Annotated in this window: 22 protein-coding genes; 18 read left to right on the top strand and 4 right to left on the bottom strand. The window is 68.3% G+C overall.

Annotated elements, in window-relative coordinates; genetic code table 11:
* Positions 1 to 813 (bottom strand): alpha/beta fold hydrolase, encoded by an 813-nt coding sequence (locus PWF70_RS12610; RefSeq protein WP_042376268.1) that lies wholly within the window; start codon positions 811 to 813, stop codon positions 1 to 3.
* 125 nt (positions 814 to 938) lie between these two features.
* On the opposite strand from PWF70_RS12610, the gene PWF70_RS12605 reads away from it, so the two are divergent.
* From PWF70_RS12605 to hisG, 5 genes are all read left to right on the top strand, one after another.
* Entirely contained in the window at positions 939 to 1406 is a 468-nt protein-coding gene (locus tag PWF70_RS12605) for a CinA family protein (protein ID WP_006360409.1), read from the top strand.
* 4 nt (positions 1407 to 1410) lie between these two features.
* Entirely contained in the window at positions 1411 to 2205 is a 795-nt protein-coding gene (locus PWF70_RS12600; protein ID WP_035751582.1) for a helix-turn-helix transcriptional regulator, read from the top strand.
* Between the two features lie 50 nt (positions 2206 to 2255).
* Positions 2256 to 2927, top strand: a complete 672-nt coding sequence (locus PWF70_RS12595; protein WP_042376306.1) for an HAD family hydrolase — start codon at positions 2256 to 2258, stop codon at positions 2925 to 2927.
* Positions 2924 to 3187 carry a phosphoribosyl-ATP diphosphatase gene (locus PWF70_RS12590; RefSeq protein ID WP_006360406.1) on the top strand — a complete coding sequence of 88 codons (264 nt, stop codon included), beginning with the start codon at positions 2924 to 2926 and terminating at the stop codon, positions 3185 to 3187. The genes PWF70_RS12595 and PWF70_RS12590 overlap by 4 nt, the downstream gene beginning before the upstream one ends.
* Positions 3188 to 3257: 70 nt before the next feature.
* Complete coding sequence (gene hisG, locus PWF70_RS12585; RefSeq protein WP_286352630.1) at positions 3258 to 4103, top strand: ATP phosphoribosyltransferase; 846 nt, start codon at positions 3258 to 3260, stop codon at positions 4101 to 4103.
* A gap of 166 nt (positions 4104 to 4269) precedes the next feature.
* Here hisG and PWF70_RS12580 read toward each other — a convergent pair whose 3' ends face one another.
* Both PWF70_RS12580 and PWF70_RS12575 read right to left on the bottom strand, forming a co-directional pair.
* Positions 4270 to 5130: a thioesterase family protein gene (locus tag PWF70_RS12580; protein WP_286352629.1), complete on the bottom strand. Its 861-nt coding sequence runs from the start codon at positions 5128 to 5130 to the stop codon at positions 4270 to 4272.
* Between the two features lie 48 nt (positions 5131 to 5178).
* Positions 5179 to 6060 carry a RecB family exonuclease gene (locus PWF70_RS12575; protein WP_286352979.1) on the bottom strand — a complete coding sequence of 294 codons (882 nt, stop codon included), beginning with the start codon at positions 6058 to 6060 and terminating at the stop codon, positions 5179 to 5181.
* Between the two features lie 163 nt (positions 6061 to 6223).
* Between PWF70_RS12575 and PWF70_RS12570 the strand changes: the two genes are divergently transcribed.
* The 3 genes from PWF70_RS12570 (at position 6224) to PWF70_RS12560 (ending at position 11658) form a co-directional block, all read left to right on the top strand.
* Entirely contained in the window at positions 6224 to 7054 is an 831-nt protein-coding gene (locus tag PWF70_RS12570) for a tRNA (adenine-N1)-methyltransferase (protein ID WP_005200017.1), read from the top strand.
* A gap of 182 nt (positions 7055 to 7236) precedes the next feature.
* Entirely contained in the window at positions 7237 to 9024 is a 1788-nt protein-coding gene (gene arc / locus PWF70_RS12565) for a proteasome ATPase (protein ID WP_127963034.1), read from the top strand.
* A gap of 114 nt (positions 9025 to 9138) precedes the next feature.
* Complete coding sequence (locus PWF70_RS12560) at positions 9139 to 11658, top strand: FHA domain-containing protein (RefSeq protein WP_035751708.1); 2520 nt, start codon at positions 9139 to 9141, stop codon at positions 11656 to 11658.
* A 108-nt stretch (positions 11659 to 11766) separates the two neighbouring features.
* Here the strand turns inward: PWF70_RS12560 and glgP are convergent, their stop codons facing one another.
* On the bottom strand, positions 11767 to 14325 hold the full coding sequence (glgP, locus tag PWF70_RS12555) for an alpha-glucan family phosphorylase (RefSeq protein ID WP_035751590.1): 2559 nt from the start codon (positions 14323 to 14325) through the stop codon (positions 11767 to 11769).
* 81 nt (positions 14326 to 14406) lie between these two features.
* Here glgP and dop point away from each other — a divergent pair, with 81 nt between their 5' ends.
* The 10 genes from dop (at position 14407) to PWF70_RS12505 (ending at position 25563) form a co-directional block, all read left to right on the top strand.
* Positions 14407 to 15906, top strand: a complete 1500-nt coding sequence (dop, locus tag PWF70_RS12550; RefSeq protein ID WP_006360398.1) for a depupylase/deamidase Dop — start codon at positions 14407 to 14409, stop codon at positions 15904 to 15906.
* A 194-nt stretch (positions 15907 to 16100) separates the two neighbouring features.
* Positions 16101 to 16292, top strand: coding sequence for a ubiquitin-like protein Pup (locus PWF70_RS12545; protein WP_004019064.1), 192 nt, complete (start codon positions 16101 to 16103; stop codon positions 16290 to 16292).
* The gene (gene prcB / locus PWF70_RS12540; RefSeq protein ID WP_006360397.1) at positions 16289 to 17170 is read left to right on the top strand and encodes a proteasome subunit beta; all 882 of its coding nucleotides are present in this window, start codon (positions 16289 to 16291) and stop codon (positions 17168 to 17170) included. The genes PWF70_RS12545 and prcB overlap by 4 nt, the downstream gene beginning before the upstream one ends.
* Positions 17167 to 17967, top strand: a complete 801-nt coding sequence (prcA, locus tag PWF70_RS12535; RefSeq protein ID WP_006360396.1) for a proteasome subunit alpha — start codon at positions 17167 to 17169, stop codon at positions 17965 to 17967. The genes prcB and prcA overlap by 4 nt, the downstream gene beginning before the upstream one ends.
* A gap of 72 nt (positions 17968 to 18039) precedes the next feature.
* The gene (gene pafA, locus PWF70_RS12530; RefSeq protein WP_005200010.1) at positions 18040 to 19398 is read left to right on the top strand and encodes a Pup--protein ligase; all 1359 of its coding nucleotides are present in this window, start codon (positions 18040 to 18042) and stop codon (positions 19396 to 19398) included.
* Positions 19399 to 19443: 45 nt separating this feature from the next.
* Positions 19444 to 20436 carry a helix-turn-helix transcriptional regulator gene (locus PWF70_RS12525; RefSeq protein WP_006360394.1) on the top strand — a complete coding sequence of 331 codons (993 nt, stop codon included), beginning with the start codon at positions 19444 to 19446 and terminating at the stop codon, positions 20434 to 20436.
* The gene (locus PWF70_RS12520) at positions 20436 to 21404 is read left to right on the top strand and encodes a helix-turn-helix transcriptional regulator (RefSeq protein ID WP_006360393.1); all 969 of its coding nucleotides are present in this window, start codon (positions 20436 to 20438) and stop codon (positions 21402 to 21404) included. Before PWF70_RS12525 ends, PWF70_RS12520 begins: the two co-directional genes overlap by 1 nt.
* Before the next feature lie 75 nt (positions 21405 to 21479).
* A complete protein-coding gene (gene tatA / locus PWF70_RS12515; RefSeq protein ID WP_006360392.1) occupies positions 21480 to 21743 on the top strand; it encodes a Sec-independent protein translocase subunit TatA in 264 nt (87 codons plus the stop codon).
* Positions 21744 to 21763: 20 nt separating this feature from the next.
* The gene (gene tatC / locus PWF70_RS12510) at positions 21764 to 22738 is read left to right on the top strand and encodes a twin-arginine translocase subunit TatC (protein ID WP_006360391.1); all 975 of its coding nucleotides are present in this window, start codon (positions 21764 to 21766) and stop codon (positions 22736 to 22738) included.
* A complete protein-coding gene (locus tag PWF70_RS12505; protein WP_006360390.1) occupies positions 22735 to 25563 on the top strand; it encodes a DEAD/DEAH box helicase in 2829 nt (942 codons plus the stop codon). Before tatC ends, PWF70_RS12505 begins: the two co-directional genes overlap by 4 nt.
* Positions 25564 to 25722 lie beyond the last annotated feature (159 nt).

The raw sequence follows: 25722 nt of genomic DNA, 5'->3' as shown, positions 1-25722 counted from the left end.
CTACCCCGGCCGGCGCTGAGCGTCGGCTTCGGTGGCTGCCCGTGCACCGGTTGCCTGCGAGTCCCACCACTCCGCGATCCGTTGCGCGACGACGTCGGGCGTACGGACCCAGCCGATGTGCGTCGTGTTGCCGCCCGCCGGGCATCGTGCGTCGTCGTAGCGCCAGTGGGTGATCGACTCCGGCGAGAACGCGGCGTCGAACGCTGATGCCGCACCGTCGGTGACGATCTCGTCGTCATCGAGCCGGATGGCCAGGGTCGGTGTCTCGATCGAGCCGTCGAGGGCGAACGGCGCCCTACCGGTGAGGACCATACGTGCCCACTGCCGCATCAGCGTTCGGGCCGTGGGGCCGCCGAAACCCTGCCGGGGCCAATGGCCGACGGCACCCGATACGGGCCCGACGGCCACGGCGATCGCGCCCAGGGCCAGACCGCGGAGCCCGTAGTGGCGTACCGCCGGCACCGACGCGCCCACTGCGACGATCCCGTCGGGCGTGTGATCCGACGACTGGGCGACCATCGCGGCGAGTTGCGCACCGAGGCTGTGCCCGACCACGACGACCCGCGTGCCCGGGACGTCGGCCCGGGTGCCGGCGATCGCATCGGCGAGGTCGGCGGCCTCGTCCTCGTAGGACCAGTCGGCGGTGTGGGAGGGCGGGGTTGTACCTTCCTCGACACCGCGGCGCGCGACGACGCGGACATCGAGCCCGTATCCCGTCAGTGCCTCCGTCAGCCGTCGGTAGACCCGCGCCGGCACGGCCATCGCCGGGGAGATCAGGATGGCGGTCGGCCGATCTGTGCTGGTCTGGGTCATGGCCCAAGAGTGACGCATCGCCGACGCCGGCACCACTACCTACCAGGTAGTGGTTTGATCTCGGCCCTATCCGGATATCGCCGGGGTGCTGTGATCGAAGATTCCGACCGAAAGGCGAGCCACCGATGTCCGACGTGACCGATTTCTCCGAGACGTGCGCGCGACTGGCCGACGCGATCGTGGAGCAGGGTGTGCACGTCGCGGTCGCGGAGTCGCTGACCGGCGGCAACCTCGCGAGCGAGCTGAGCAAGGCCCCGCAGGCGGGGGACTGGTTCCGCGGCGGCGTCATCGCCTACCACGAGGACGTGAAGTTCGGCCTACTCGAGGTGCCCGAAGGGCCCGTCGTCAGCGAGACGGCCGCACGCGCCATGGTGGCCACCACCGCGCGACTGTTCGACGCCGAGATCGTCGTCGCGGTGACCGGCGAGGCGGGGCCGGAACCCGACGAGGCCGCACCGGGAACCGTATGGTTCGGACTCGACCATCGCGGCCGGGTCTCCGCGACCCGCAAGGAGTTCGACGGCGAGCCCGAAGACGTTCTCGCCCAGACCATCGCGTACTCACTCGAACTGATCGAGAGCTGTCTACGATGACCCCATGACCGTCGAGGTGGGAACTCTGCTGCAGCAGTGGCGGTCTCGCCGGTCCATCAGTCAGCTCGACCTCGCCTACGAGGTCGGGGTCTCGCCGAAGCACCTCAGCTTCGTCGAGACGGGTAAGTCCCGCCCGAGTCCGGGGCTGCTTCACGCGCTGGCCGAACGTCTCGACATCCCTCTGCGCGAACGTAATTCGCTCCTCCTCGCGGCCGGTCACGCACCGCGCTACAGCGAGGAGCCCCTCGACTCGGAGACGATGACCCGCGTGCGCGGCGAGGTCAAGAGACTGCTCGACGCGCACAACCCCAACATCGGGATGGCCCTCGACCGCGCGTGGAACGTCGTGTTGGCCAACGACACCGCGATGCGGCTCCTGTCCCTGCTCCCGGACGAGCTCCAAGCCAGGCCGGTCAACCTGTTCCGGGTGTCGCTGCACCCCGACGGCTTCGCGCGGATGACGCACAACCTCGACGAGTGGGCCTCCTACCTGCTCGACCTCCTTCGTCGGATGGTGCGCATCACCGGCGACGAACGACTCGCCGAGCTCGAACGCGAGGTGTCGTCGTATCCGACCGTGTCCGGTCTGAACGGCGGGCAGGTGTCGGGCAGGTCGCGAGAGGTGGGTTCGCTGCTGGTGCCGTTCGAGCTGGAACTCGGCGACGAGGTCTTGTCCTTCTTCAGCACCCTGACCACCTTGGGTTCACCCCGCGATGTCACGCTCGAAGAGCTGACGATCGAGCTTTTCTACCCGGCCGACGAGCCGACGGAACGATGGGTTGCGATGATGCAGGGGTGACCGACTCCGCTGATCCCGCATTCCGACTCCCCGCCGCCGTCCTCTGGGACATGGACGGCACGCTGCTCGACTCCGAGCCGATCTGGGAGATAGCGATGTCCGAGCTGGCGGCGCTCCATGGCATCGCGATGACCCCGCACCTGCGCGAATCGACGCTCGGCAACTCCCTGCCCGACGCGCTGGCGAAGGTCCACGACGCCGCGGGTCTGTCGCCCGAGGTCCGGGATCCCGCCGCGGACGGACGGTGGACGCTGGACCGGGTGACCGAACTCTTCCAGGAGGGTCTCCCGTGGCGACCCGGCGCACTCGAGGCGCTGGAACTGATCGCCTGTGCCGGTATCCCGATGGCGCTGGTCACCAATACGGTGCGTGAGGCAGCCGATGTGGCCCTGGAGACGATCGGCCGTCATCGCTTCGCGACCACGGTCTGCGGCGACGAGGTCGCCGTCGGCAAACCCGCTCCCGACCCGTACATGCGCGCCGCCGAACTGCTCGGATTGCCGACCGCGGAATGCCTGGCGGTGGAGGATTCCCCGACCGGCGCTCAGGCCGCGACGGCGGCCGGATGTCTCACCCTCGTCGTCGAATCCGCGGCACCGGTGGAACCCGGACCGCTGCGGGTGTTTCGACGCTCTCTGGTCGGATTGGGACTCGACGACGTCACCGAGGCATGGACCGGCGGTCTCGCGCGTACCGCGACATGCCAAAATGAGGAATCGTGAAGACATTCGAGGAGCTGTTCGCCGAACTCAGCGACAAGGCCGAGAACCGCCCCGCGGGGTCGGGCACGGTCGCCGCGCTCGACTCGGGTGTGCACACCCTGGGCAAGAAGATCATCGAAGAAGCCGGCGAGGTGTGGCTCGCCGCCGAGCACGAGTCCGACGACTCGCTCGGCGAGGAGATCTCCCAGCTCATCTACTGGCTGCAGGTGATGATGATCAAACGGGGCCTCAAGCCGGAGGACGTGTACCGACATCTGTGACCGGAAGCCCCGGTCGCCGACACACAACCTCCCGCTCAGCTGAGCACAACCCCACGAAAAGGACATCGAGATGCTGCGAGTGGCTGTACCCAACAAGGGTGCGCTCTCCGAATCCGCGTCGGCCATTCTCTCCGAGGCCGGCTACCGCAAACGATCCGACTCCAAGGATCTGACGGTTCTCGACAACAACAACGACGTCGAGTTCTTCTTCCTCCGTCCCAAGGACATCGCCATCTACGTCGGGTCGGGACGCCTCGACCTCGGCATCACCGGCCGAGACCTCGCCGGCGACTCGGGAGCCCAGGTCCACGAGCAGCTCGCGATGGGCTTCGGCACGTCGACCTTCCGCTACGCGGCCCCGGCCGACCAGGAGTGGACCGTCGCCGACCTCGCCGGCAAGCGCGTCGCGACGTCGTACCCGAACCTGGTGCGCGACGACCTCGCCGGACGCGGCATCACCGCCGACATCATCCGGCTCGACGGCGCGGTCGAGATCTCCATCCAGCTCGGGGTGGCCGACGCGATCGCCGACGTCGTCGGTTCCGGACGCACGCTGCGCCAACACGGGCTGGCTGCCTTCGGCGAGTCGCTGTGCGACTCCGAGGCCGTGCTGATCTCCCGGCGCGACGCCGATCTCACCAAAGCCGAGAAGCAGTTCATCGCGCGCGTCCAGGGCGTCGTCTTCGGACAGCAGTACGTGATGATCGACTACGACTGCCCCAAGTCGCTCCTCGACAAGGCAACGGCGATCACCCCGGGCATCGAGTCTCCGACGGTGGCCCCGATGGCCGATCCCGACTGGGTCGCCGTCCGCGCTATGGTCCCGCGCAAGGACCACCAGAACCTGATGGACGATCTGTCCGAGCTCGGCGCCAAGGCCATCCTGGCCACCGACATTCGCTCCTGCCGGTTCTGACCCTTCGAGACGGCCGTCGCAGGCTCCGGCCTCCTCAGGGAGCGGAGGACGGCGGTCCGTCGCAGGCTCCGGCCTCCTCAGGGAGCGAAAAGGGGCACCCTCGACCAATCTCGGGGGTGCCCCTTTTCTCCTCCCTGAGGAGCGAGCTTGCGAGCGCCTCGAAGGGTCAGCCGACGGCGTTGAGCAAGACCGTCTGCGCCGACCGGCCGATGTAGCCGGAGGTGTCGTACAGGTCGCCGAGGGTCGCGCCGAAACCGTCGGGTCCGGCGACCATGTTGGCGTCGATGCCGACCCACGGCCCGCTCGGTACCCGCGTCAGATGCACGGTGGTGTCGGTGTTCATCCAGGACCAGCGGTCCGGGCGCAGTCTCGTACCCACACCGTTGGCGACGTCGATCACGATGAACATGGCCTCGAGGTCCGAGGTCTTCTCGCCCTCGACCAGCGGGAGGGCCGCGCGCAGCCACACCGCCGGGGTCTCGCCGTAGCGGCCCTCGGTGCGTGCCGATTCGACGGTTCCGATGAACCCGAGCGTTCCCCAGCTCACTGCTTCGCCGCTGTCGTCGGGGAACCCGATCTGGCTCGGCAGCTCGTCGGGCAGCGGGGTCAGGGGAGCGGGACCGTTGGCGATCTCGCTGGTGTCCGCGCCGCGGATGCGCCAGCCCACCGACTTCGCGGCCGTGCGGAACGAGCCGTCGGCCCGCTGCACCTCGAGCTCGGTCTCGACGAGACTGATCTGCCTACCCGGGCGGATCACGCGAGCGTGAATCCGGTTGACGCCCAGCCCGATCGGGCCGAGGATCTCGGTCGTCACGCGGGTGAAGTGCTGTGAGGGATCCGGGTCGCAGCGCAGCAACGACCGCATCATCAGCGCCGACGGCGGGCCGCCGTGCTGCATGGTCGGCGACCAGACGCTCAGGGTGGCGTCGGTCGGCTGGAAGTACTCATATCGCGCCGACGGGTCGCCGGCCGGGCTGGTGCCGTCGGACGCCGGGACGTCGACGGGAACGTAGTACGAACTCTCCACGTGTCCAGCCTATGTGCATCTACATAATCGGGCGTCTCGGGGTGTGCCTCAGGCGACGAACCCGGGCGGCGGACCGGGGTAGGGCGGGATCTCGCCGCCGAACTCCGGGCACCGCGACTGGTGTTCGCAGAACCGGCACATCCGGGACTTCCGCGGCCGGAAGTCCCCGGAGGCGACGCCGGTGCGGATGGCCTGCCAGATCGCGCGCAGCGTCCGCTCGAAGCGGAGCAGCTCGTTGTGATCGGGGTGGTAGATCAGCTGCTGGCCGTCGGACAGGTACATCAGTTGCAGCCGGGCCGGCACGACGCCGCGCGTCCGCAGGATCGCCAGCGCATAGAACTTCATCTGGAACAGCGCCTTGGCCTCGTAGGCCTCGCCGGGGGAGCGTCCGGTCTTGTAGTCGACGACGCGGATCTCGCCGGTCGGTGCGACGTCGATACGGTCGATGAAGCCGCGCATCAGCATGTCGTCGGCCTCGATCTCGACGTGTTCCTCCACCGAGTCGGCATCGAAGGCGGTGGGGTTCTCCATCGTGTAGTACGTCGCGATGAGCTTGTGTGCACCGGCGATGAACGCCGCCTGACCGCCCTCGTCGATCACCCGCGCGAGCTGCGGGTCCTCCTCGCACAGCGCCGCCCAGGCCCCCTCGACGAGCAGCTCTGCCGAATCCTGGGTGCGGAGCTCGGCAGGCATGTCGAAGAGGTTCTCGAGTGCCGCATGGACGACGGTGCCGCGGGTCTGTGCGGCGGTCGGCGTCTCCGGGAAACGGTCGATGGCGCGGAACCGGTACAGGAGCGGGCATTGCTTGAAGTCCGCCGCCCGCGACGGAGACAGAGCCAGGGGGCGTCCGACGATCCCGCGCGCCCCCTCCGACGGGGGCGGCTCCGGCGCGGGGGTCGCGCTGGCGGAGGGGTTGTCGGTGCCGGTCATCGTGCTCACATCTCGCAGACTAGGCCGCAGCCCCGACACTCTGCCGGTCCGACACCCACCTGCGGTCGGGTATCGTCCTCACGGCCCACCGGACTCCCGACCACCACCTTCTCCGCCAGCGCGGAGGCGTCGGCTCCGTCCCGTTCACGAGAGGAAGCACCCAGTGCCCACCACCGGACCGTTCGCCGTCGGCGACCGGGTTCAACTGACCGATGCCAAGGGCCGAAAGTTCACGGTGCTCCTCGAAGAGGGCAAGCAGTTCCACACCCACCGCGGCGCCATCTCGCACGACGATCTCATCGGCTCGCCCGAGGGCAGCGTCGTCTCGGCCACCAGCGGCACCCAGTACCTCGCGTTGCGGCCGCTGCTCGTCGACTACGTGCTCTCGATGCCGCGCGGTGCCCAGGTCATCTACCCCAAGGACGCCGCGCAGATCGTCCTCGAGGGCGACATCTTCCCGGGCGCCCGCGTTTTGGAGGCCGGCGCCGGATCCGGCGCGCTGACGTGTTCACTGCTCCGCGCCGTCGGCACCGAGGGCGAGGTGAACTCCTTCGAGATCCGCGAGGATCACGCCGAGCATGCGATCCGCAACGTCGAGACCTTCTTCGGTGGCCGCCCGGACAACTGGAACATCGTCGTCGACGATCTCGCGAACGTCGACCAGGACGAACGCTTCGACCGCGTCATCCTCGACATGCTCGCGCCGTGGGAGCCCCTCGACGTGGTGCGCACCGTGTTGAAACCAGGCGGGGTCCTGACCATTTATGTGGCGACCGTCACCCAGCTCTCGCGCGTGATCGAGGCGCTGCGCGAGCAGGAGTGCTGGACCGAGCCGCGCGCCTGGGAGACCCTGCTGCGCGAGTGGTCGGCCGTCGGCCTGGCTGTTCGTCCCGAGCACAAAATGCAAGGCCACACTGCGTTTCTCATCACCGCCCGCCGGCTCGCCGACGGCACCACCACGTTGCGTCCGCAGCGTCGGCCGACGAAGGGCTGAGTTCGGCTGGTCCGCATTGGCCGCAAGATCGTGATTCCGTTGCGAACGCGCACATTTAACACACCGTCAACACCGCCATCTGGTGGGTGAAGGGCGATTCTGCGTCCGTGCCGGTAGCGTAGGGATACGGCGCGAGCATTCCGATCGTGGGATCGGGTGATTGCCGGGGAGAGGAGTCAGCAATGACCGAATCTGACCGCCATGACGCCACCGGGGACCGTGCGGTCCCCGAGAGCGCGAGTGCACCCGACGAGGGCTTCACCCCTGCCTACACCCCGCCTCTCGCGCGGAGTGGTTCCGAACGCCCGTCGTTCGGACGCCAGGCAGACACCGATAGCCTCCAGGAACGCGTCGACAGCCTCACGGCGCGCAACGCGAAGCTGCTCGACACGCTCAAAGAAGCGCGTCAGCAACTCGTCGCCTTGCGCGAGGAGGTCGACCGTCTCGGTCAGCCGCCGAGCGGCTACGGGGTCCTGCTCGAGGTGTACCCCGACGCGACCGTCGACGTGTTCACCTCCGGTCGCAAGATGCGGCTCACCTGCTCGCCGAACATCGACACCGAGACCTTGACCAAGGGCCAGACGCTGCGTCTGAACGAGGCCCTGACCATCGTCGAGGCCTTGGCGTTCGACACGGTCGGCGAGATCAGCACTCTGCGCGAGGTTCTCGGGGACGGCAAGCGGGCGCTGGTCGTCGGTCATGCCGACGAGGAGCGCGTCGTGTGGTTGGCCGAGCCGTTGCTGGGCGAGGTCGACGCGGAGGACGGCAAGCGCCGCAAGCTGCGTCCGGGCGACTCGCTGCTCATCGACACCAAGGCCGGGTTCGCCTTCGAGCGGGTGCCCAAGGCCGAGGTCGAGGACCTCGTCCTCGAAGAGGTGCCGGACGTCGGGTACGAGGACATCGGTGGTCTCGGCCGGCAGATCGAACAGATCCGCGACGCCGTCGAACTGCCGTTCCTGCACAAGGACCTGTTCCGCGACTACCAGTTGCGGCCGCCGAAGGGCGTGCTGCTCTACGGTCCGCCCGGTTGTGGTAAGACGCTCATCGCCAAGGCCGTCGCGAACTCCCTTGCCAAGAAGATCGCGATGTCCCGCGGAGACGACGCCAAGGAGGCGAAGTCCTACTTCCTCAACATCAAGGGCCCCGAGCTGCTGAACAAGTTCGTCGGTGAGACCGAGCGTCACATCCGGCTGATCTTCCAGCGCGCCCGGGAGAAGGCGTCCGAGGGCACCCCGGTCATCGTGTTCTTCGACGAGATGGACTCGATCTTCCGCACCCGCGGCTCCGGTGTCTCCTCCGACGTCGAGACCACGGTCGTGCCGCAGCTGCTCAGCGAGATCGACGGTGTGGAAGGCCTCGAGAACGTCATCGTGATCGGTGCGTCGAACCGCGAGGACATGATCGACCCCGCGATCCTGCGTCCCGGCCGCCTCGACGTGAAGATCAAGATCGAGCGTCCCGACGCCGAGTCGGCGATCGACATCTTCTCGAAGTACCTCACCGAGGAACTGCCGATCCACGCCGACGACATCGGCGAGTTCGGCGGAGATCGCACGGCCTGCATCAAGGCGATGATCGAGAAGGTCGTCGAGCGGATGTACGCAGAGAGCGAGGACAACCGGTTCCTCGAGGTCACCTACGCCAACGGCGACAAGGAGATCATGTACTTCAAGGACTTCAACTCGGGCGCGATGATCCAGAACGTCGTCGACCGTGCGAAGAAGTACGCGATCAAGTCGCAGCTCGACACCGGTGCCCCGGGTCTGCGTGTGCAGCACCTCTTCGATTCGATCCTCGACGAGTTCGCGGAGAACGAAGATCTGCCCAACACCACCAACCCGGACGACTGGGCTCGCATCTCGGGCAAGAAGGGCGAGCGGATCGTTTACATCCGCACGCTGGTCACCGGCAAGTCCTCCGGGGCGAGCCGCGCCATCGACACCGAGACGAACACCGGGCAATACCTGTAGCACGCGCCTCATCCAGCAGACGACCGACTCCCCAGGGGGTCGGTCGTCTGCTGTACAGAACGGCATGAAAACCGTCGTCAAGCACTAAAGTTGGCGGCGATGAACAGTACATCGATGGCTCGCGGTCGGGTGATCGTCGACGGTGGGGCGCCTCATCCGCTGGGCGAATCCCCGCGCATCACCCTGGGCAGGGAACCCGACAACGACATCGTGATCAATCATCCGATGGTGTCGCGTCGGCATCTCGCCATCGAGTGGCGCGGGGCTGCGTGGTATCTCGTCGACATCGGTAGCACCAACGGCTTTTTCGCCGGCGGACGACGCCTGGCCGAGCTCATGGTCGCCGGCCCGACGCAGGTCCGGCTCGGCGACGTGAGCACCGGTCCGATAGTCGACCTGGTGATCGATCCGACCGCCTACCCGCCACCGCCGAGCGGTCAGATGCCGTCCGCACCCGCCCGTCCGGGTCCGTTCCCGCCGGGGCCACGGTCAGCGGGTTTCGCCGCCCCCGGCCACCCGGGACCGAACATGCCGCAGTCGGGCCGCATCCCGTCACGATCCTCGGGCGGACCCTCGCGCGCCGGTGCGCCGGAACCGATGCCCGCCGAGCTGCGCGACGCCCCGCATCTGCAGGCGCTGAAACAGAACGTCTCGGCGGTCTACCGGCTTCCGGGAGCACCGACTCCGCCCGAGCGCGAGTCGATCTCGCTGCGCGGTGTGCAGCGCATCGGCCGCACACCGGACAACGACATCGTCGTCAGCGACGTCCTCGCCTCCCGCCACCACGCGCAGGTGTCGAGCCGCGGCGGCGTCCTGGTCATCGACGACCTCGGCAGCGTCAACGGCACCTTCGTCAACGGCCGCCGGGTCAACAACGCGCCGCTGTCCGACGGTGACGTGGTCACGATCGGCAACAGCGACTTCGTGGTGTCCGGCGGCACGCTCATGCGCGGCCAGGAGAGCGCGGCGGTCGCCGACGGTCTCCACGTGCACGGGGTCAGCCTCATCGTCGACGGTGGTAAGCGGCTTCTCGCCGACGTCGACTTCAGCGCGAGTCCCGGCACGCTCACCGCGGTGATCGGCCCGTCCGGCGCCGGCAAGTCGACCGTGTCGAAGATCGCCGCGGGCCTGAACTCGCCGACGAGCGGCCTGGTCACCTTCGAGAGTCGCAACGTCCACGCCGAATACGACGCCCTCCGCACCCGAATCGGGATGGTCCCGCAGAAGGATGTGCTCCACCACAAGCTCACGCTCCGGCAGGCCCTGCGCTACGCGGCAGAGCTGCGACTGCCGCCCGACCTGTCGAAAGAAGACCGCGACCGGGTCATCGACGGCGTCCTCGGCGAACTCCAACTGACCGAGCACGTCGACACCCGCGTCGAGAAGCTCTCCGGCGGACAGCAGAAGCGTGCATCGGTCGCGATGGAGCTGCTCACCGGTCCATCGCTGCTGATCCTCGACGAGCCGACGTCGGGTCTCGACCCGGCCCTCGACCGCCAGGTGATGGCGACCCTGCGGCGCCTCGCCGACGCCGGCCGCGTCGTCCTCGTGGTCACCCACTCGCTGACGTACCTGTCGATGTGCGACCAGGTGCTGCTGCTCGCCCCGGGCGGCAAGACCTCGTTCTGCGGTGCGCCGGCGCAGGTCGAACAGGAGATGGGGACCTCCGACTGGGCGGAGATCTTCGCCTATGTCGCCGACCAGCCCGACGCCGCGTACACGCGCTACCTCGAACGGCATCGGCGTGCTCCGAATCCACCGCCGCCGCAACGTCCTCCGGGCCCGCCGATACCGGTGCCGCACACCAGCTTCACCAGACAGGCGTCGACCATCGCCCGACGCCAGGTACGGCTCGTCTTCGCCGACATCGGCTATCTGGTGTTCCTGGTGTTGCTGCCGGTGGTCCTCGGACTGCTGACGCTGGTCATCCCGGGGTCGAGTGGTTTCGCCCGACTCGAGGTGATCCCGAACGCGCCGCCACCCAAAGACGGCGCGGAGGCGATCCAGATCCTGGTGGTCCTCGTCGTGGGTGCCGCGTTCATGGGTGCGGCTCTGACGGTGCGCGACCTCGTCGGTGAGCGCGACATCTTCGAGCGGGAGAGAGCCGTCGGATTGCGTCCCGGCGCTTACCTGTTCGCGAAGATCGTGGTCTTCTTCATCGCCGCGATCCTGCAGACGATCATCATGGTCGGCATCACCTTCGCCGGTCGTGGGCTACCCGACTTCGGCGGCCCGATCCTGCCCCCGCCGCTGGCCCTGCTGTTCGCCGTCGCCGTGCTCGCCTGTGTGAGCACCCTTGTCGGACTCGCGATCTCGTCGGCGGTGAAATCCAACGAACAGGTGATGCCGCCGCTGGTCATCGTGGTGATGGTGCAGCTCGTCTTCTGCGGCGGCCTGTTCAAGCTGGACGGTGTCGGCCTGCAGCAACTGTCGTGGATCTTCCCCTCGTTCTGGGGTTACGTCACCGCCGCCGGCAGTGTCGACCTGTACAACATCAACGTCGCCGCACCCCAGCGGATCACGTTGTGGGAGACCTCGATCGCCCACAGCGCCATCGCCTACTCGGTGCTCGCCTTCATCAGCTTCCTGCTGCTGGCCTTCACCTACTCACGGTTGCGGCTGAAAAAGCGCTGAGCCAGCCGCACCCGACCGGTAGACGTCAACTCGACCGGCAGACGTCGATCGAGGTCTGGCGGTCGGGGCTGAGGTTCGGCAGTCGGGCCGAGCTCGTACGGCCTTCGCCTATCCCGCCGCATCGCCCGACGCCACCGGATACCGGACGAGTCCGAGTTCCGCGTCGTGCGAGAGCTGTTCGTGGCGGGGGAGTACGCGCACCGTGTAGCCGAGGTGGCCCGACGCCGGCGGGGTGGCCAGCACCGAGAAGATCACGCGACCCGACGCATCTCGTTCGGCGGCCGGGCTCATGTCGGTGATCGCGGGGTCGACGATGTCGCCGTCGTCGGTCACGCGGCCCAGCACGAGTTGGACACGGAGACTGTCGGGGTCGAGTTCGCCGACCGCCACGTGGGCGGACACGCGGAGACCGTCGTTCTCGCTCTCCTCGTCCACACCCGCGACGACGACCGAGCCCCAACCGGTCTCGATCTCCCGCCGATAGACGGCGAGGTCACGGGCGCCGGCATGATCGTCGGCGCACGCGGCGACGTAGGCCGCCGCGGCGGGGCAGTACAGCTCGGTGGTGTAGTCGCGAACCATGCGCGAGGCGAGGACTTGGGGGCCCAGACGGGTGAGCGTGTGGCGCATCATCTCCACCCACCGCGTCGGCAGCCCGTTCTCGTCCCGCTGATAGAACAGCGGGATCACCGTGTCCTCGAGGAGTGCGTAGAGAGCTTCGGCCTCGAGGTCGTCGCGCCGGTTCTCGTCCTCGACTCCCTCGGCCGACGGGATGGCCCAACCGTTGTCGTCGTCGGCCATCTCGTCCCACCAGCCGTCCAGGATGGACAGGTTGAGGCCGCCGTTGAGCGCCGACTTCATCCCCGATGTCCCGCACGCCTCCATCGGCCGCACCGGGTTGTTCAGCCACACGTCGCAGCCGGCGTAGATGTGGCGGGCCATCGAGATGTCGTAGTCGGGCAGGAACACGATGCGGTCGCGCAACTGCGGGTCCTCGGCGAAACGCACCACCTGCTGGATGAGCGCCTTGCCACCGTCGTCCGCCGGATGCGCCTTGCCCGCGATGACGAGCTGCACCGGCCGGTCCGGGTCGGTGAGGATGCGGCGCATGCGGTCCGGGTCGCGCAGCATGAGCGTGAGCCGCTTGTACGTTGCTGCGCGACGGGCGAATCCGATCGTCAGCACGCCCGGGTCGAAGAGGTCGGCGGTCCAACCGAGTTCGGCGTCGGTGAAGCCACGCTCGCGTCCGCTCGCATGCGCCCGGCGCCGGACCTCGGCGACGAGCTCGGCCCGCAGCGATTCGTGGGTCGACCAGATCGTCTCGGCGGGCAGCCCGGCGTAGACCTCGGGCGCGGAATCCTCGTCACTCGAGGCGAAGTCACGCCACACCTTCGCCACCCAGGTTGGGCCGTGCACGCCGTTGGTCACCGCGCCGATCGGCACGTCCGCGGCGTCGAAGCCGGGCCACAGGTCGGCGAACATCTCCCGGCTCACCTCGCCGTGCAGCTGCGAGACGCCGTTGCTGCGCTGGCCGAGCCGAAAGCCCATGTGCGCCATGTTGAACACGCCCGGGTCGGCCTCGTCGCCGAGCTCGGCGATGGTCGACGCGGGCAGGCCGGGCAGCAGTCGCGAGGTCCCGGAGGCGTCGGCGTCGAGGTACCGGTTCACCAGATCGGTGGGGAAGCGGTCGATCCCCGCCGGCACCGGGGTGTGCGTGGTGAAGATGTTCGACGCCCGGACCACGGCCTCGGCGGTGTCGAAGTCGAGCCCGGCGGCCACGTACTCCCGGATGCGTTCGGTGCCCAGGAATCCGGCGTGGCCCTCGTTCATGTGGAACACCGTCGGCTCGTCCCGGCCGGTCGCCCGCACATAGGCGCGTAGCGCGCGCACCCCGCCGATGCCGAGGAGGATCTCCTGCAGGATGCGATGCTCCTGGTCGCCGCCGTAGAGCCGGTCGGTGACGCCGCGCAACTGGTCGTCGGTGTTGGCTGCGATGTTGGAGTCGAGGAGCAGCAACGGGATCCGGCCGACGCTGGCAACCCACACCTGTGCAGACAGGGTCCGGCCGTCGGGCATGGAGATCTCGACGACGACGGGCGCGTCCCCGTCGGTGAGGAGGGTCAGCGGCAGATCCCGCGGGTCGTTGACCGGATATCGCTCCACCTGCCGGCCGTCGTGGTCGAGGCCCTGGCGGAAGTAGCCGGACCGGTAGAACAGTCCGACGCCGATCAGCGGGAGCCCGAGGTCCGAGGCGGCCTTCAGGTGATCGCCGGCGAGGATGCCGAGCCCGCCGGAGTAGATGGGCAGCACCTCGGAGACGCCGAACTCCATGGAGAAGTACGCGATCCCGGGCGGGACCGGATGGGTCTGCGCGTACCCGCCGAACCACTGCGGCGCATCGAGGTACTCCTCGAGACTCGCGTGCGCCGCCGAGACCCGCGCGCGGAAGTCCCCGTCGGCCGCCAGCTCGGTCAGCCGGGCCGGGTCGACGTCGGCGAGCACCCGCAACGGATCACCCGTCGCCTCCCACCGCTCGGCGTCGATCGTGGCGAACAACTCCTGGGTCGGCGGGTTCCACACCCAGCGCAGGTTGTGCGACAGGGGACCGAGGGCGGCGAGTTCGGGAGGCAGCGGCACCCGAACGGTGAACCGGCGGAAAGCTTTCACGGCGACGACGGTACTGGTGCCGGGCCCGCCCTGCGAGCGGGACGCTGCGAGCCTCTCCGCATCACCCTCTACCCTCGAAGCATGCAGCGAATCATCGGTACCGAGGTCGAGTACGGAATCTCCGCGCCCGGCGACCCGACCGCGAATCCGATCATGACCTCCACGCAGGCCGTTCTCGCCTATGCGGCGGCCGCCGGCGTGCCCCGCGCCAAGCGCACGCGCTGGGATTACGAGGTCGAGTCCCCGCTCCGCGACGCCCGCGGATTCGACCTCGGCCGCGGTTCCGGACCGGCTCCGATCATCGACGCCGACGAGATCGGCGCGGCCAACATGATCCTCACCAACGGCGCCCGCCTGTACGTCGACCACGCCCATCCGGAGTACTCCGCACCCGAGGTGACCGACCCGATGGACGCGGTCATCTGGGACAAGGCGGGCGAACGCGTCATGGAGGCCGCCGCACGCCACGTGGCGAGCGTTCCGGGTGCGCCCAAGCTGCAGCTCTACAAGAACAACATCGACGGCAAGGGCGCCTCGTACGGCACCCACGAGAACTACCTGATGGCCCGCGAGACCCCGTTCACCGCGGTCATCGCGGGTCTGACCACGTTCTTCGCCTCGCGTCAGGTCATCACCGGCTCGGGTCGCGTGGGCATCGGCCAGTCGGGCGACGAGGCGGGCTTCCAGCTCTCGCAGCGCTCGGACTACATCGAGGTCGAGGTCGGTCTCGAGACCACCCTCAAGCGCGGCATCATCAACACCCGCGACGAGCCCCACGCCGACCCGGAGCGCTACCGCCGGCTGCACGTCATCATCGGCGACGCCAACCTGGCCGAGACCGCGACCTACCTCAAGGTCGGGACCACCGCGCTGGTCCTCGACCTCATCGAGGCGGGCGTCGACTTCTCCGACATCGAGCTCGCCCGCCCGGTCCAGGCCGTGCACACCATCAGTCACGATCCGACCCTGACCGCGACCGTCGCACTCACCGACGGCCGCGAGCTCACCGGCCTGGCCCTGCAGCGCGAGTACCTCGAACGCTGCATGAAGTTCCACGAGCAGGAGCACTCCGACGACGAGCGGGCCAAGCACGTCCTCGAGACGTGGGCGGATGTGCTCGACCGCCTCGAGCGCGATCCGATGGAATGCTCCGACATCCTCGACTGGCCGGCCAAGCTGCGCATCCTGGAGGGCTTCCGCCAGCGTGAGGGCCTGTCCTGGTCGGCCCCGCGCCTGCAGCTCATCGACCTGCAGTACTCCGACGTCCGCCTCGACAAGGGTCTCTACAACCGCCTCGTCGCGCGCGGCTCGATGAAGCGTCTGGTCGACGAGAACGACGTGCTCGCCGCGATCCACGAGCCGCCGCGCAACACCCGCGCCTATTTCCGCGGCGAATGTCTCCGTCGTTTCGGGGCAGATGTCGCCGCGGCCAGCTGGGATTCGGTCATCTTCGACCTCGGCGGGGACTCCCTCGTCCGCATCCCGACGCTCGAGCCGCTGCGCGGGACGCAGGCCCACGTGGGCAAGCTTCTCGATTCGGTCAACTCCGCCGCCGAACTGGTCGACCAGCTGACGACCTGACACGCGCGGGGCATGTGCTTTGTTCCGCCCCAGTTGTCGCCGCCACAGGTAGTGTGGGACCACACGATTCCGAGGCCGATTCACCAGGGATCAGCGCCCGGCGGAAGCCGGTGAGATCCCAGGGGTCGCAAGACCCGATGGTGGTCGGTCGCGGGTAGCCCGCCAAGGGGCGATCGGTTTCAAGGAGGCAGCAGATGGCGCAGGAACAGACCAAGCGTGGTGGCGGCGGCGACGATGAGGGCGTCGGCCCCGATTCCGGTGCCGGACAGGAACGTCGCGAGAAGCTGGCCGAGGACACCGACGACCTGCTCGACGAGATCGATGACGTGCTCGAGGAGAACGCCGAGGACTTCGTGCGTGCTTACGTGCAGAAGGGCGGCCAGTGAGCGACAGGTTCGGATCACTGCCCCCTTTTTCACAATTTCGTACGGGTTCTGCTCTCGGCGCGGACATCTCGTCGTTCACCGAGTTCCTGCGGTTGCACGCGCCGGAGCAGCTTCCGCAGGCTCAGGTTGATCGCGTGGGTTCGTTCGCCGGGGGCGCAGACGGCGCCGGAGACATCCCGCACGGCACGACGATAGTCGCCGTGTCGTATCCGGGTGGGGTCGTGCTCGCCGGTGACCGGCGGGCCACGATGGGCAACCTGATCGCCACGCGCGACGTCAAGAAGGTCTACATCACCGACGAGTACTCGGCGGCCGGCATCGCCGGCACCGCGGGTATCGCGATCGAGATGGTCCGGCTCTTCGCCGTCGAACTCGAGCACTACGAGAAGATCGAGGGTGTCCCGCTCACGCTCGACGGCAAGGTCAGCCGGCTCGCGAGCATGGTGCGCGGCAACCTCGGCGCGGCCCTGCAGGGTCTCGCCGCGATCCCTCTTCTCGTGGGCTACGACATCGACCACGACGACCCGACCGAACGCGGCCGGATCTTCAGCTTCGACGTGGCGGGTGACCGTCACGAGGAGTTCGGCGGCTACACGGCCATCGGTTCCGGATCGGTGTTCGCGAAGTCGTCGCTGAAGAAGCTCTACCGCTCGGACCTGACCGCCGACGAGGCGATCGCCATCGCGGTCGAGTCGCTCTACGACGCCGCCGACGACGATTCGGCGACCGGCGGACCGGACCTGGTCCGCAAGATCTTCCCGATGGCCGCGGTCGTCGACGCACAAGGTGCACGGGAGGTGGACGCGGCCGAGATCGAGAGTGCGGCGCGGGCCGTCGTCGAACGCCGTGCCGCCGAGCACGAGGGAGGTGCCCGATGACCTTCCCGTATTACGCCAGTGCCGAGCAGATCATGCGCGATCGCTCGGAGCTCGCGCGCAAGGGCATCGCACGCGGGCGGTCCGTGGTGATCCTGACCTATGCCGACGGGGTGCTGTTCGTCGCGGAGAACCCGTCGAACACCCTGCGGAAGACGAGCGAGATCTACGACCGCATCGGCTTCGCCGCGGTGGGCAAGTACAACGAGTTCGAGAGCCTGCGCAAGGCAGGAATCCAGCTCGCCGACATGCGGGGCTACAGCTACGACCGCGCCGACGTGTCCGGTCTGTCCCTGGCCAACACCTACGCCAATGCCCTGGGCAGCGTCTTCACCGAGCAGGCCAAGCCGTTCGAGGTCGAGCTGTGCGTGGCCGAGGTCGCCCGGGCGGGCAAGCCGAAACCGTCTCAGCTGTACCGCATCTCCTACGACGGGTCGATCACCGACGAGACCCGGTTCCTGGTGATGGGCGGCGCGACCGAACCGATCGCGGCGGCTCTCAAGGAGAGCTATGCCCCCGACATGGCGCTCGCCGAGGCGATCGGGGTCGCGGTCAAGGCGCTCGCCACCCCGGCCGACTCCGGCAACGGAGCCCCGGCGTCGCCGCGCGAGCTGACCGCCGGCGACCTCGAGGTCGCGATTCTCGACCGCAACCGGCCGCGACGGGCGTTCAAGCGCCTGACCTCGGCCGCGGTCGAGGAACTCCTGCCCGCTGCCGCACCCACGACCAACTCCCCGGCCGAGGGTTCCTCAGCGGACGACACCACCTCCGGCGGCGACTCTTCCGGCGGATCGGACTAGAACGCGACGACTCGCGGTCGGCCTGGCGCTTCTGCCCGGTCGGCCGCGGGTCCCGCGAGTAGGGTTGGTCAAGTGCAGCGACGAATCATGGGCATCGAGACCGAGTTCGGTGTCACATGCACCTTCCACGGTCATCGGCGGCTGAGTCCTGACGAGGTCGCGCGGTACCTGTTCCGCCGCGTCGTGTCATGGGGTCGGTCGTCGAACGTCTTCCTGCAGAACGGCGCACGCCTGTACCTCGACGTCGGATCGCACCCCGAATACGCGACCGCCGAGTGTGACAGCCTGATCCAGCTGATCAACCACGACCGCGCCGGCGAACTGGTCCTCGAGGACCTGCTCGTCGACGCCGAGCAGCGTCTTGCCGACGAGGGGATCGGCGGCGACATCTACCTGTTCAAGAACAACACCGACTCCGCGGGCAACTCCTACGGCTGCCACGAGAACTACCTCGTCGTGCGGGCGGGGGAGTTCTCCCGGATCTCCGACGTCCTCCTGCCGTTCCTGGTGACCCGGCAGCTGATCTGCGGCGCAGGCAAGGTGCTGCAGACCCCGAAGGCCGCCACCTTCTGCCTCTCGCAGCGCGCCGAGCACATCTGGGAGGGCGTCTCCTCGGCCACCACCCGCTCGCGCCCGATCATCAACACCCGCGACGAGCCGCACGCCGACGCCGAGAAGTACCGGCGCCTGCATGTCATCGTCGGCGACTCGAACATGTCCGAGATGACGACCCTGCTGAAGGTCGGCTCGGCGGCGCTGGTGCTCGAGATGATCGAGGCCGGCGTGGCGTTCCGGGATTTCGCCCTGGACAATCCGATCCGCGCCATCCGCGAGGTCAGCCACGATCCCACCGGCCGGCGTCCCGTGCGTCTCGCCGGCGGACGGCAGGCCAGTGCCCTCGACATCCAGCGCGAGTACCACGCCCGCGCGGTCGAGCACCTCACCAACCGCCGTCCCGACCCCGAGATGGACATGGTCGTCGACCTGTGGGGCCGCATGCTCGACGCGGTCGAGGCCGACGACTTCGCGAAGGTCGACACCGAGATCGACTGGGTCATCAAACGAAAGCTGTTTCAGCGCTACCAGGACAAGTATTCGATGGAGCTGTCGGACCCGAAGATCGCGCAGCTCGACCTCGCCTTCCACGACATCAAGCGCGGCCGCGGTGTGTTCGACGTCCTGATGCGCAAGGGGCTCGTGGCCCGTGCGACCACCGACGAGGCCATCAAGACCGCCGTCAACGAGCCGCCGCAGACCACCCGTGCCAAGCTCCGTGGTGACTTCATCTCGGCGGCGCAGAAAGCGGGACGCGACTTCACGGTCGACTGGGTGCACCTCAAGCTGAACGACCAGGCCCAGCGCACCGTGCTGTGCAAGGACCCGTTCCGCAGCGTCGACGAGCGGGTCGACCGGCTGATCGCATCCATGTGAGCGAGCCTCCGCACCGCCTGATCGGCAAGGATCTAACCTGACGCAGTGGCCACTCCCAAAGTCGAGCGACTGCTCAATCTGGTGATCTGTCTGCTGTGGACGAAGCAGTACGTCACCGCCGACTACATCCGACGCAACGTCGCCGGTTACCAGGACGGCGACAAGTCCGACGAGGCATTCAACCGGATGTTCGAGCGGGACAAGAACGAACTGCGCGACCTCGGCATCCCGCTGGTCACCGGACGTTCGCCGATGGCGGCGGGCGCCGAGGGATACCGCATCGACCGTGACACCTACGAGCTGCCCGAGATCTCCCTGGACTCCGACGAGGCCGCCGCGATCGCCATGGCCGCCGCGCTCTGGGACACCCCGGAGGTCTCCACGCTGTCGCAGACCGCGATCCTCAAGCTGCGCGCCGCGGGCCTCGACGTCCGCTCGGAGGACGACCTCGGCTTCACCGCCGGCGGGTCGACGCGATCGATGGGTTCGGAGCAGGTCATCGCCGGACTCCTCGGCGCGATCCAGGTCAAGCGCGCCGTCGAGTTCACCCACCGGTCGTCGGCGACCGCGACCCCGGCCGTCCGTCGGGTCGAGCCCTGGGGTGTGGTGTCCCACCACGGCCGCTGGTACGTCGTCGGACACGACCTCGACCGGGCCGCCACCCGCACGTTCCGCCTGTCGCGGATCTCGACGGTGACGCCGGTCGGACCCGCCGATGCCGTCGACGTGCCCGTCGGCACGGACCTCCAGCAGATCGTCTCCGCGGCGGTCGATTCCGCGGCGGGCACCGACGGTCGCACCGCGCGCATCTGGGTGGCCGCGGGCCGGGCCGCCGGACTCCGCCGGGCCGCGACCACCTCCGAACCCGCTGACCTCGACGGTGAGGCGGGCGACGTGCTGACCCTCGACATCCATTCGCTGTCGGCGGTGGCGCGCATGGCGCTGGGCGTGGGCCGGGACGCGGTCGTCCTCGATCCGCCAGAGCTGCGCGACCTCGTGATCGCCGGCCTGGACCGCCTGGCGGGGGTGAGCGCCTGATGGCCGGTGCACAACCGTCGCGCCTGAACCGGCTGCTGGCGATGGTCCCGTATTTCCAGGCTCGGCGCGGCATCTCGATCGAGCAGGCCGCGCGCGAACTCGGCGTCACCCAGACGCAGCTCACCAAGGACCTCGAGTTGCTGTTCGTGTGCGGGCTCCCGGGTTACTACCCCGACGACCTGATCGAACTCGAGTTCAGCGAGGGCTTCGTCAGCGTCGGGTTCACCGCGGGCATGGACCGTCCGCTGCGGCTCACGACCGTGGAGGCCAGCACCCTGCTCGTGGCACTGCGTGCTCTCGTGGAGACGCCCGGTGTGGTCGACGTGACCGCCGCGCGGCGTGCCATCGCCAAGATCGAGGAGGCGGTCGGGGCGACCGCCGTGCCGGGTCTGTCCTCCGGTGCGGAGTTCGAGGCATCGCCGGGGGAGAACCCGACCTTCACCACCGTCCGCGAAGCCGTGCGTCGAGGACGTGCGCTTCAGCTGAGCTACTACTCGGCGAGCCGGGACAGCGTCACCGACCGTGTCGTCGACCCGATCCGGCTGCAGGTGATGGACCAGCACACCTACCTCGAAGCCTGGTGTCGCATGGCCGAGGGCGTGCGGTTGTTCCGCTTCGACCGCATCGACACCGCCGTCGAACTGGACGAACCGAGCAACCCGCCGGCCGAGGCCGAGTGGTCGTCGCAGTCGGTGCTCGTCCCGGAGAACCCCGATCTGCCGGCGGTCGAACTCGAGATCGATCCCGACCACCTGTGGATTCTCGACTACTACCCGGTGGAGCCGACCACCTCGATCGACGACCGCCATCCGGATGAACCGGTCCGCGCCCGCATGGTCTACGGCTCACCCGAGTGGCTGACCCGTTTCCTGCTCGGCTTCGGCGGCTCGGTCCGCGTCGTCGACGATCAGAAAGTCGCGGCGGCGGTCGTGGAATCGGCGGCGAGTGCGCGCGAGCGCTACCGCTGAACCGGGCGGTCCACCGGCCTCAGACAACTCGGGTAGCATTGGATACGGTCTGGATCCGATCTGAAGGGTGATCTCATGGGCTTCACTTCGTGGTGGCACTGGGCGATTGTCGCCGTCGTGCTGCTGATCCTGTTCGGCTCGAAGAAGCTGCCGGACGCCGCCCGAGGTCTCGGACAGTCGCTGCGCATCTTCAAGAGCGAGGTCAAGGAGATGCAGAAGGACGACAAGCCTGCCGACACCGCACCGGCATCTCCCGACGCCCCGCAGCGGGAACTCCCGTCGGCTGACAACACCCAGCCGGGCACGTCGTCGAACGCCGACACCAAGAAATCGGCTTAGGGGCGCGTCGGAGAATCCGAGTGCGCATCCCCTTCGACCCCCGACACCGCAAGCGCAAACTCAATCCCGACGGCACGATGTCGTTGGTCGAGCATCTCTATGAGTTGCGCACCCGCATGGTCATCTCGCTGTTGGCGATCGTGGCCACCACGATTCTCGGGTTCATCTGGTACAGCCACGGCTTCCTGGGCATCCCGTCGCTCGGCGACATGCTGCGCGGACCGTACTGCGACCTGCCGCCCTCGGCCCGTGCGACGCTGACCGCCGACGATTCCTGCCGTCTCCTCGCGACCGGCCCGTTCGACCAGTTCATGCTGCGACTCAAGGTCGCGCTCACCGCCGGTGTGGTCCTGGCATGCCCGGTGTGGATCTATCAGACCTGGCAGTTCATCACCCCCGGCCTGCATCAGAACGAACGCCGCTACGGCATAGCCTTCGTCACCGTCGCGACCACGCTCTTCGTCGCCGGCGCGGTTCTGGCTTATCTGGTGGTGGCGAAGGCCTTCGACTTCCTGTTGACCGTCGGCAACGAGGTCCAGGTCACCGCCCTCGCCGGTGACCAGTACTTCGGGTTCATGATCAACGTCCTGGTCATCTTCGGTGTCAGCTTCGAATTGCCCCTGCTGATCATCGCGCTCAATCTCGTCGGTGTCCTGACCTACGACCGGCTCAAGAAGTGGCGCCGCGGCCTGATCTTCGCGGTCTTCGTGTTCGCCGCCATCGTCACCCCGGGCCAGGACCCGTTCACCATGCTGGCCCTGGCCTGCGCGCTGACCGTGCTGCTGGAGTTCTCCATCCAGTTCGCGCGCATCGCCGACAAACGACGCGGCAGGCGGGCACCGAGCTGGGCCGGACTCTCCGATGACGAGGCCAGCCCGCTGCCTCCGACCCGCCCGGTCTCGTCGCCGTCGCCGGTCGCGACCTCGGCCGCGGGCACCTCGAACGCCACCCGGACCTCGACACGGGCACACGAGACATTCGACGACGTCCTGTGAGTCAACTCGACGCGTTCACGTCGCGGCTGGACTTCGGACTCGATCCGTTCCAGCGCCGTGCCTGCGAGGCTCTTGAAGCCGGTCACGGCGTGCTGGTCTGCGCACCGACCGGCGCGGGCAAGACCATCGTCGGCGAATTCGCGGTCCACCTCGCTCTCGCCGGCGGGACCAAGTGCTTCTACACGACCCCGATCAAGGCGCTGAGCAACCAGAAATATGCCGACCTCGCCGCCGTTCACGGCCATGAGTCGGTCGGACTGCTCACCGGCGACAGCTCCATCAACCCGGATGCGCCGATCGTCGTGATGACGACCGAGGTCGTGCGCAACATGATCTACGCCGAATCCCGCGCGCTCGACGGGCTGTCGCATGTGGTGATGGACGAGGTGCACTTCCTCGCCGATCGCTTCCGCGGAGCGGTCTGGGAAGAGGTGATCCTGCACCTCGAGCCGTCCGTGCGTGTGGTGAGCCTGTCCGCGACCGTCAGCAACGCCGAGGAGTTCGGCGAGTGGATCCAGACCGTCCGTGGCGACACCTCCGTCATCGTCGACGAGCACCGGCCGGTCCCGCTGTCTCAGCACATGCTGGTCGGCCAACGGATGTTCGACCTCTTCGACCCGGCCGATCGCGATCCCGCGGACCGGAAGGGGTCGCGTCCGCGGGTCAATCCCGAACTCAAGCGGCACATCCGTCACCGCATCCTGCTCGCCGAGGACGAGCGTGATTCGTCCCGGGGCCGAGGCCGGGGAGGTGGCGGGGGACAGCCGCGCCGACGCGACGGCCGGGGTCCACTGCTCTCGCGCCCGAATCTCGTCGGTCGCCTCGACCGTGAGGGTCTGCTGCCCGCGATCGGGTTCATCTTCTCCCGTGCCGGTTGCGACGCCGCCCTGGCTCAGTGTCTGCGGTCGGGTATCGCGCTGCTGACACCCGAGGAGGCCGCCGAGGTCGACGCCGTCGTCGACCGGCGCCTCACCGAACTCTCGCCCAGCGACGCCGACGTGCTGGGCGTGCAGGAGTGGCGCGAAGGTCTCCGCCGAGGCCTGGCTTCGCATCACGCCGGGATGCTCCCGACCTTCCGCCACGCCGTCGAGGAGCTTTTCGTCCGTGGGCTCGTCCGCATGGTGTTCGCCACGGAGACACTGGCTCTCGGGATCAACATGCCGGCCCGGTCGGTGGTCCTCGAACGTCTGGTGAAGTACAACGGCGAGTCGCACGTCGACCTCACCCCCGGCGAGTTCACCCAGCTGACCGGCCGCGCCGGACGCCGCGGGATCGACGTCGAGGGCCATGCCGTCGTGGTGTGGACACCCGAGGTCGTCCCCGAGGAGGTCGCCGGACTCGCGGGTGCCCGCACCTTCCCGCTTCGTAGCTCCTTCTCGCCGGAATACAACATGGCGGTCAACCTGCTCGGCCGGCTCGGTCTCGACGGGGCCCGTGAACTCCTGCACCGATCGTTCGCCCAGTTCCAGGCCGACCGCTCGGTGGTCGGGCTGGCCCGCAAGCTCCACGAATCGCAGCGGGCGCTGCGCAAGCTCGACGGCGAGCTGGCCCGCGCCGCCGAGGCCCGGGGTCTGGAACCCGGGGGAGTCGACGCCACCGGGGCACCGGCAGCGGGCGAGACCGAGGCGTACGCCGGGTTCCTCGGCTACGTCACGCTCCGCGAGGAGATCCGCCGTCGAGAACGAGACCTGAAGTACCGCAAGCGGATCAACACCGAGGATGCAATCGTCGCCGACCTGGCCGCGCTCAAACGGGGTCACGTCATCGGGGTGCCCGTCGGACGCCACCGGGGTCTCGCGGTGATCGTCGAACCGGCCACCCAGGCAGCAGATCCCAAGCCGCTGGTGGTCACCGAGGACGCCTGGTGCGGACGTATCGGGCTGCGTGACTTCGTCAATCCGCCCGAGGTCCTCGGCAACATGCGGTTGCCGAAGAACGCCGACCGCCGGACCGGACGCGGCCGCCGCGACCTCGCGTCTGCACTGCGGTCGACCGGGATAGAGATGCCCCGGGGGCGCTCCAAGAAGCGCGCCGACGCCGCCGATGACCCAGAGCTGGCCCAGATGCGTCGCACGCTGCGTGCCCATCCCGCGCATCAGATCCCGAACGGCGACGAGCTGTTCCGTCTCGCCGAGAAGCGCAACCGTCTGCTGCGCGACATCGTCACCGCCGAACGCAGCATCGGTGAGCGAACCTCGACGCTCGGTGTCACCTTCGACCACATCGTCGGTGTCCTCAGCGAGCTCGGGTACGTCGAACGCGTCCGCGAGGCCTCCGAATCGACCGGCCACAACATGCGGGTGACCGAGTCGGGCAAGCTGCTGGCCCGCATCTACAGCGAGAGCGATCTCGTGGTGACCGAGTGCATTCGCGCGGGCGTGTGGGACGACCTCTCGCCGGCCGACCTGGCCGCCGTCGTCGCCGCACTCGTCTACGAGAGCCGTCGCGACAGCTACGGCGGGGTCGATGCGCTGCCCGGCAGCACCTCGCTGCGTACTGCGATGGCCGCGACCGTGGACATCTGGTCGAAGGTGACGGCGGTCGAGTCGCGCCACCGGGTCAGTCCCACCCGGGAGCCGGACACCGGTTTCTCGCTCGCGGTGGCGACCTGGGCGTCGGGCCGATCGCTCAGCGAGGCACTGCTCCTCGCGGGCGAACGCGGTCAGCTGCTCTCACCTGGCGACTTCGTCCGGTGGAATCGTCAGGTCATCGACCTCCTGGAACAGATCCGGCTCTGCGTCGGCACCGACACCCGCCTGGGCGGCACCGCACGATCCGCGGTCAAGGCGATCCGCCGGGGAGTGGTGGCCGCCGAACTCGGTTGAGCCCGTCGGTTCACCAGACGACGCTGCGGGCCACCCTGCTCGAGGTTGCCTGATTGTCGTGTGTGCCTGAGGTAACGTTCATCCCGCATTCGGTGTCAGGGAGGGATGTCCCGGCACTGTCGCGTGACGTCACAGTTCGCCGACACCTCGTCGAGGTGG

Source organism: Gordonia sp. Swx-4 (assembly GCF_030316175.1).
GTDB classification, from domain to species: Bacteria; Actinomycetota; Actinomycetes; order Mycobacteriales; family Mycobacteriaceae; genus Gordonia; species Gordonia alkanivorans.
This window is presented reverse-complemented; position numbering and strand designations above follow the sequence as displayed.

Excerpts from the sequence above, each read along its gene's own strand:
- PWF70_RS12610 (WP_042376268.1), bottom strand. The coding sequence starts at position 813 with ATGACCCAGACCAGCACAGATCGGCCGACCGCCATCCTGATCTCCCCG.
- PWF70_RS12605 (WP_006360409.1), top strand. The coding sequence starts at position 939 with ATGTCCGACGTGACCGATTTCTCCGAGACGTGCGCGCGACTGGCCGAC.
- PWF70_RS12600 (WP_035751582.1), top strand. The coding sequence starts at position 1,411 with ATGACCGTCGAGGTGGGAACTCTGCTGCAGCAGTGGCGGTCTCGCCGG.
- PWF70_RS12595 (WP_042376306.1), top strand. The coding sequence starts at position 2,256 with ATGGACGGCACGCTGCTCGACTCCGAGCCGATCTGGGAGATAGCGATG.
- hisG (WP_286352630.1), top strand. The coding sequence starts at position 3,258 with ATGCTGCGAGTGGCTGTACCCAACAAGGGTGCGCTCTCCGAATCCGCG.
- PWF70_RS12575 (WP_286352979.1), bottom strand. The coding sequence starts at position 6,060 with ATGACCGGCACCGACAACCCCTCCGCCAGCGCGACCCCCGCGCCGGAG.
- arc (WP_127963034.1), top strand. The coding sequence starts at position 7,237 with ATGACCGAATCTGACCGCCATGACGCCACCGGGGACCGTGCGGTCCCC.
- PWF70_RS12560 (WP_035751708.1), top strand. The coding sequence starts at position 9,139 with ATGGCTCGCGGTCGGGTGATCGTCGACGGTGGGGCGCCTCATCCGCTG.
- dop (WP_006360398.1), top strand. The coding sequence starts at position 14,407 with ATGCAGCGAATCATCGGTACCGAGGTCGAGTACGGAATCTCCGCGCCC.
- PWF70_RS12545 (WP_004019064.1), top strand. The coding sequence starts at position 16,101 with ATGGCGCAGGAACAGACCAAGCGTGGTGGCGGCGGCGACGATGAGGGC.
- prcA (WP_006360396.1), top strand. The coding sequence starts at position 17,167 with ATGACCTTCCCGTATTACGCCAGTGCCGAGCAGATCATGCGCGATCGC.
- PWF70_RS12520 (WP_006360393.1), top strand. The coding sequence starts at position 20,436 with ATGGCCGGTGCACAACCGTCGCGCCTGAACCGGCTGCTGGCGATGGTC.
- tatA (WP_006360392.1), top strand. The coding sequence starts at position 21,480 with ATGGGCTTCACTTCGTGGTGGCACTGGGCGATTGTCGCCGTCGTGCTG.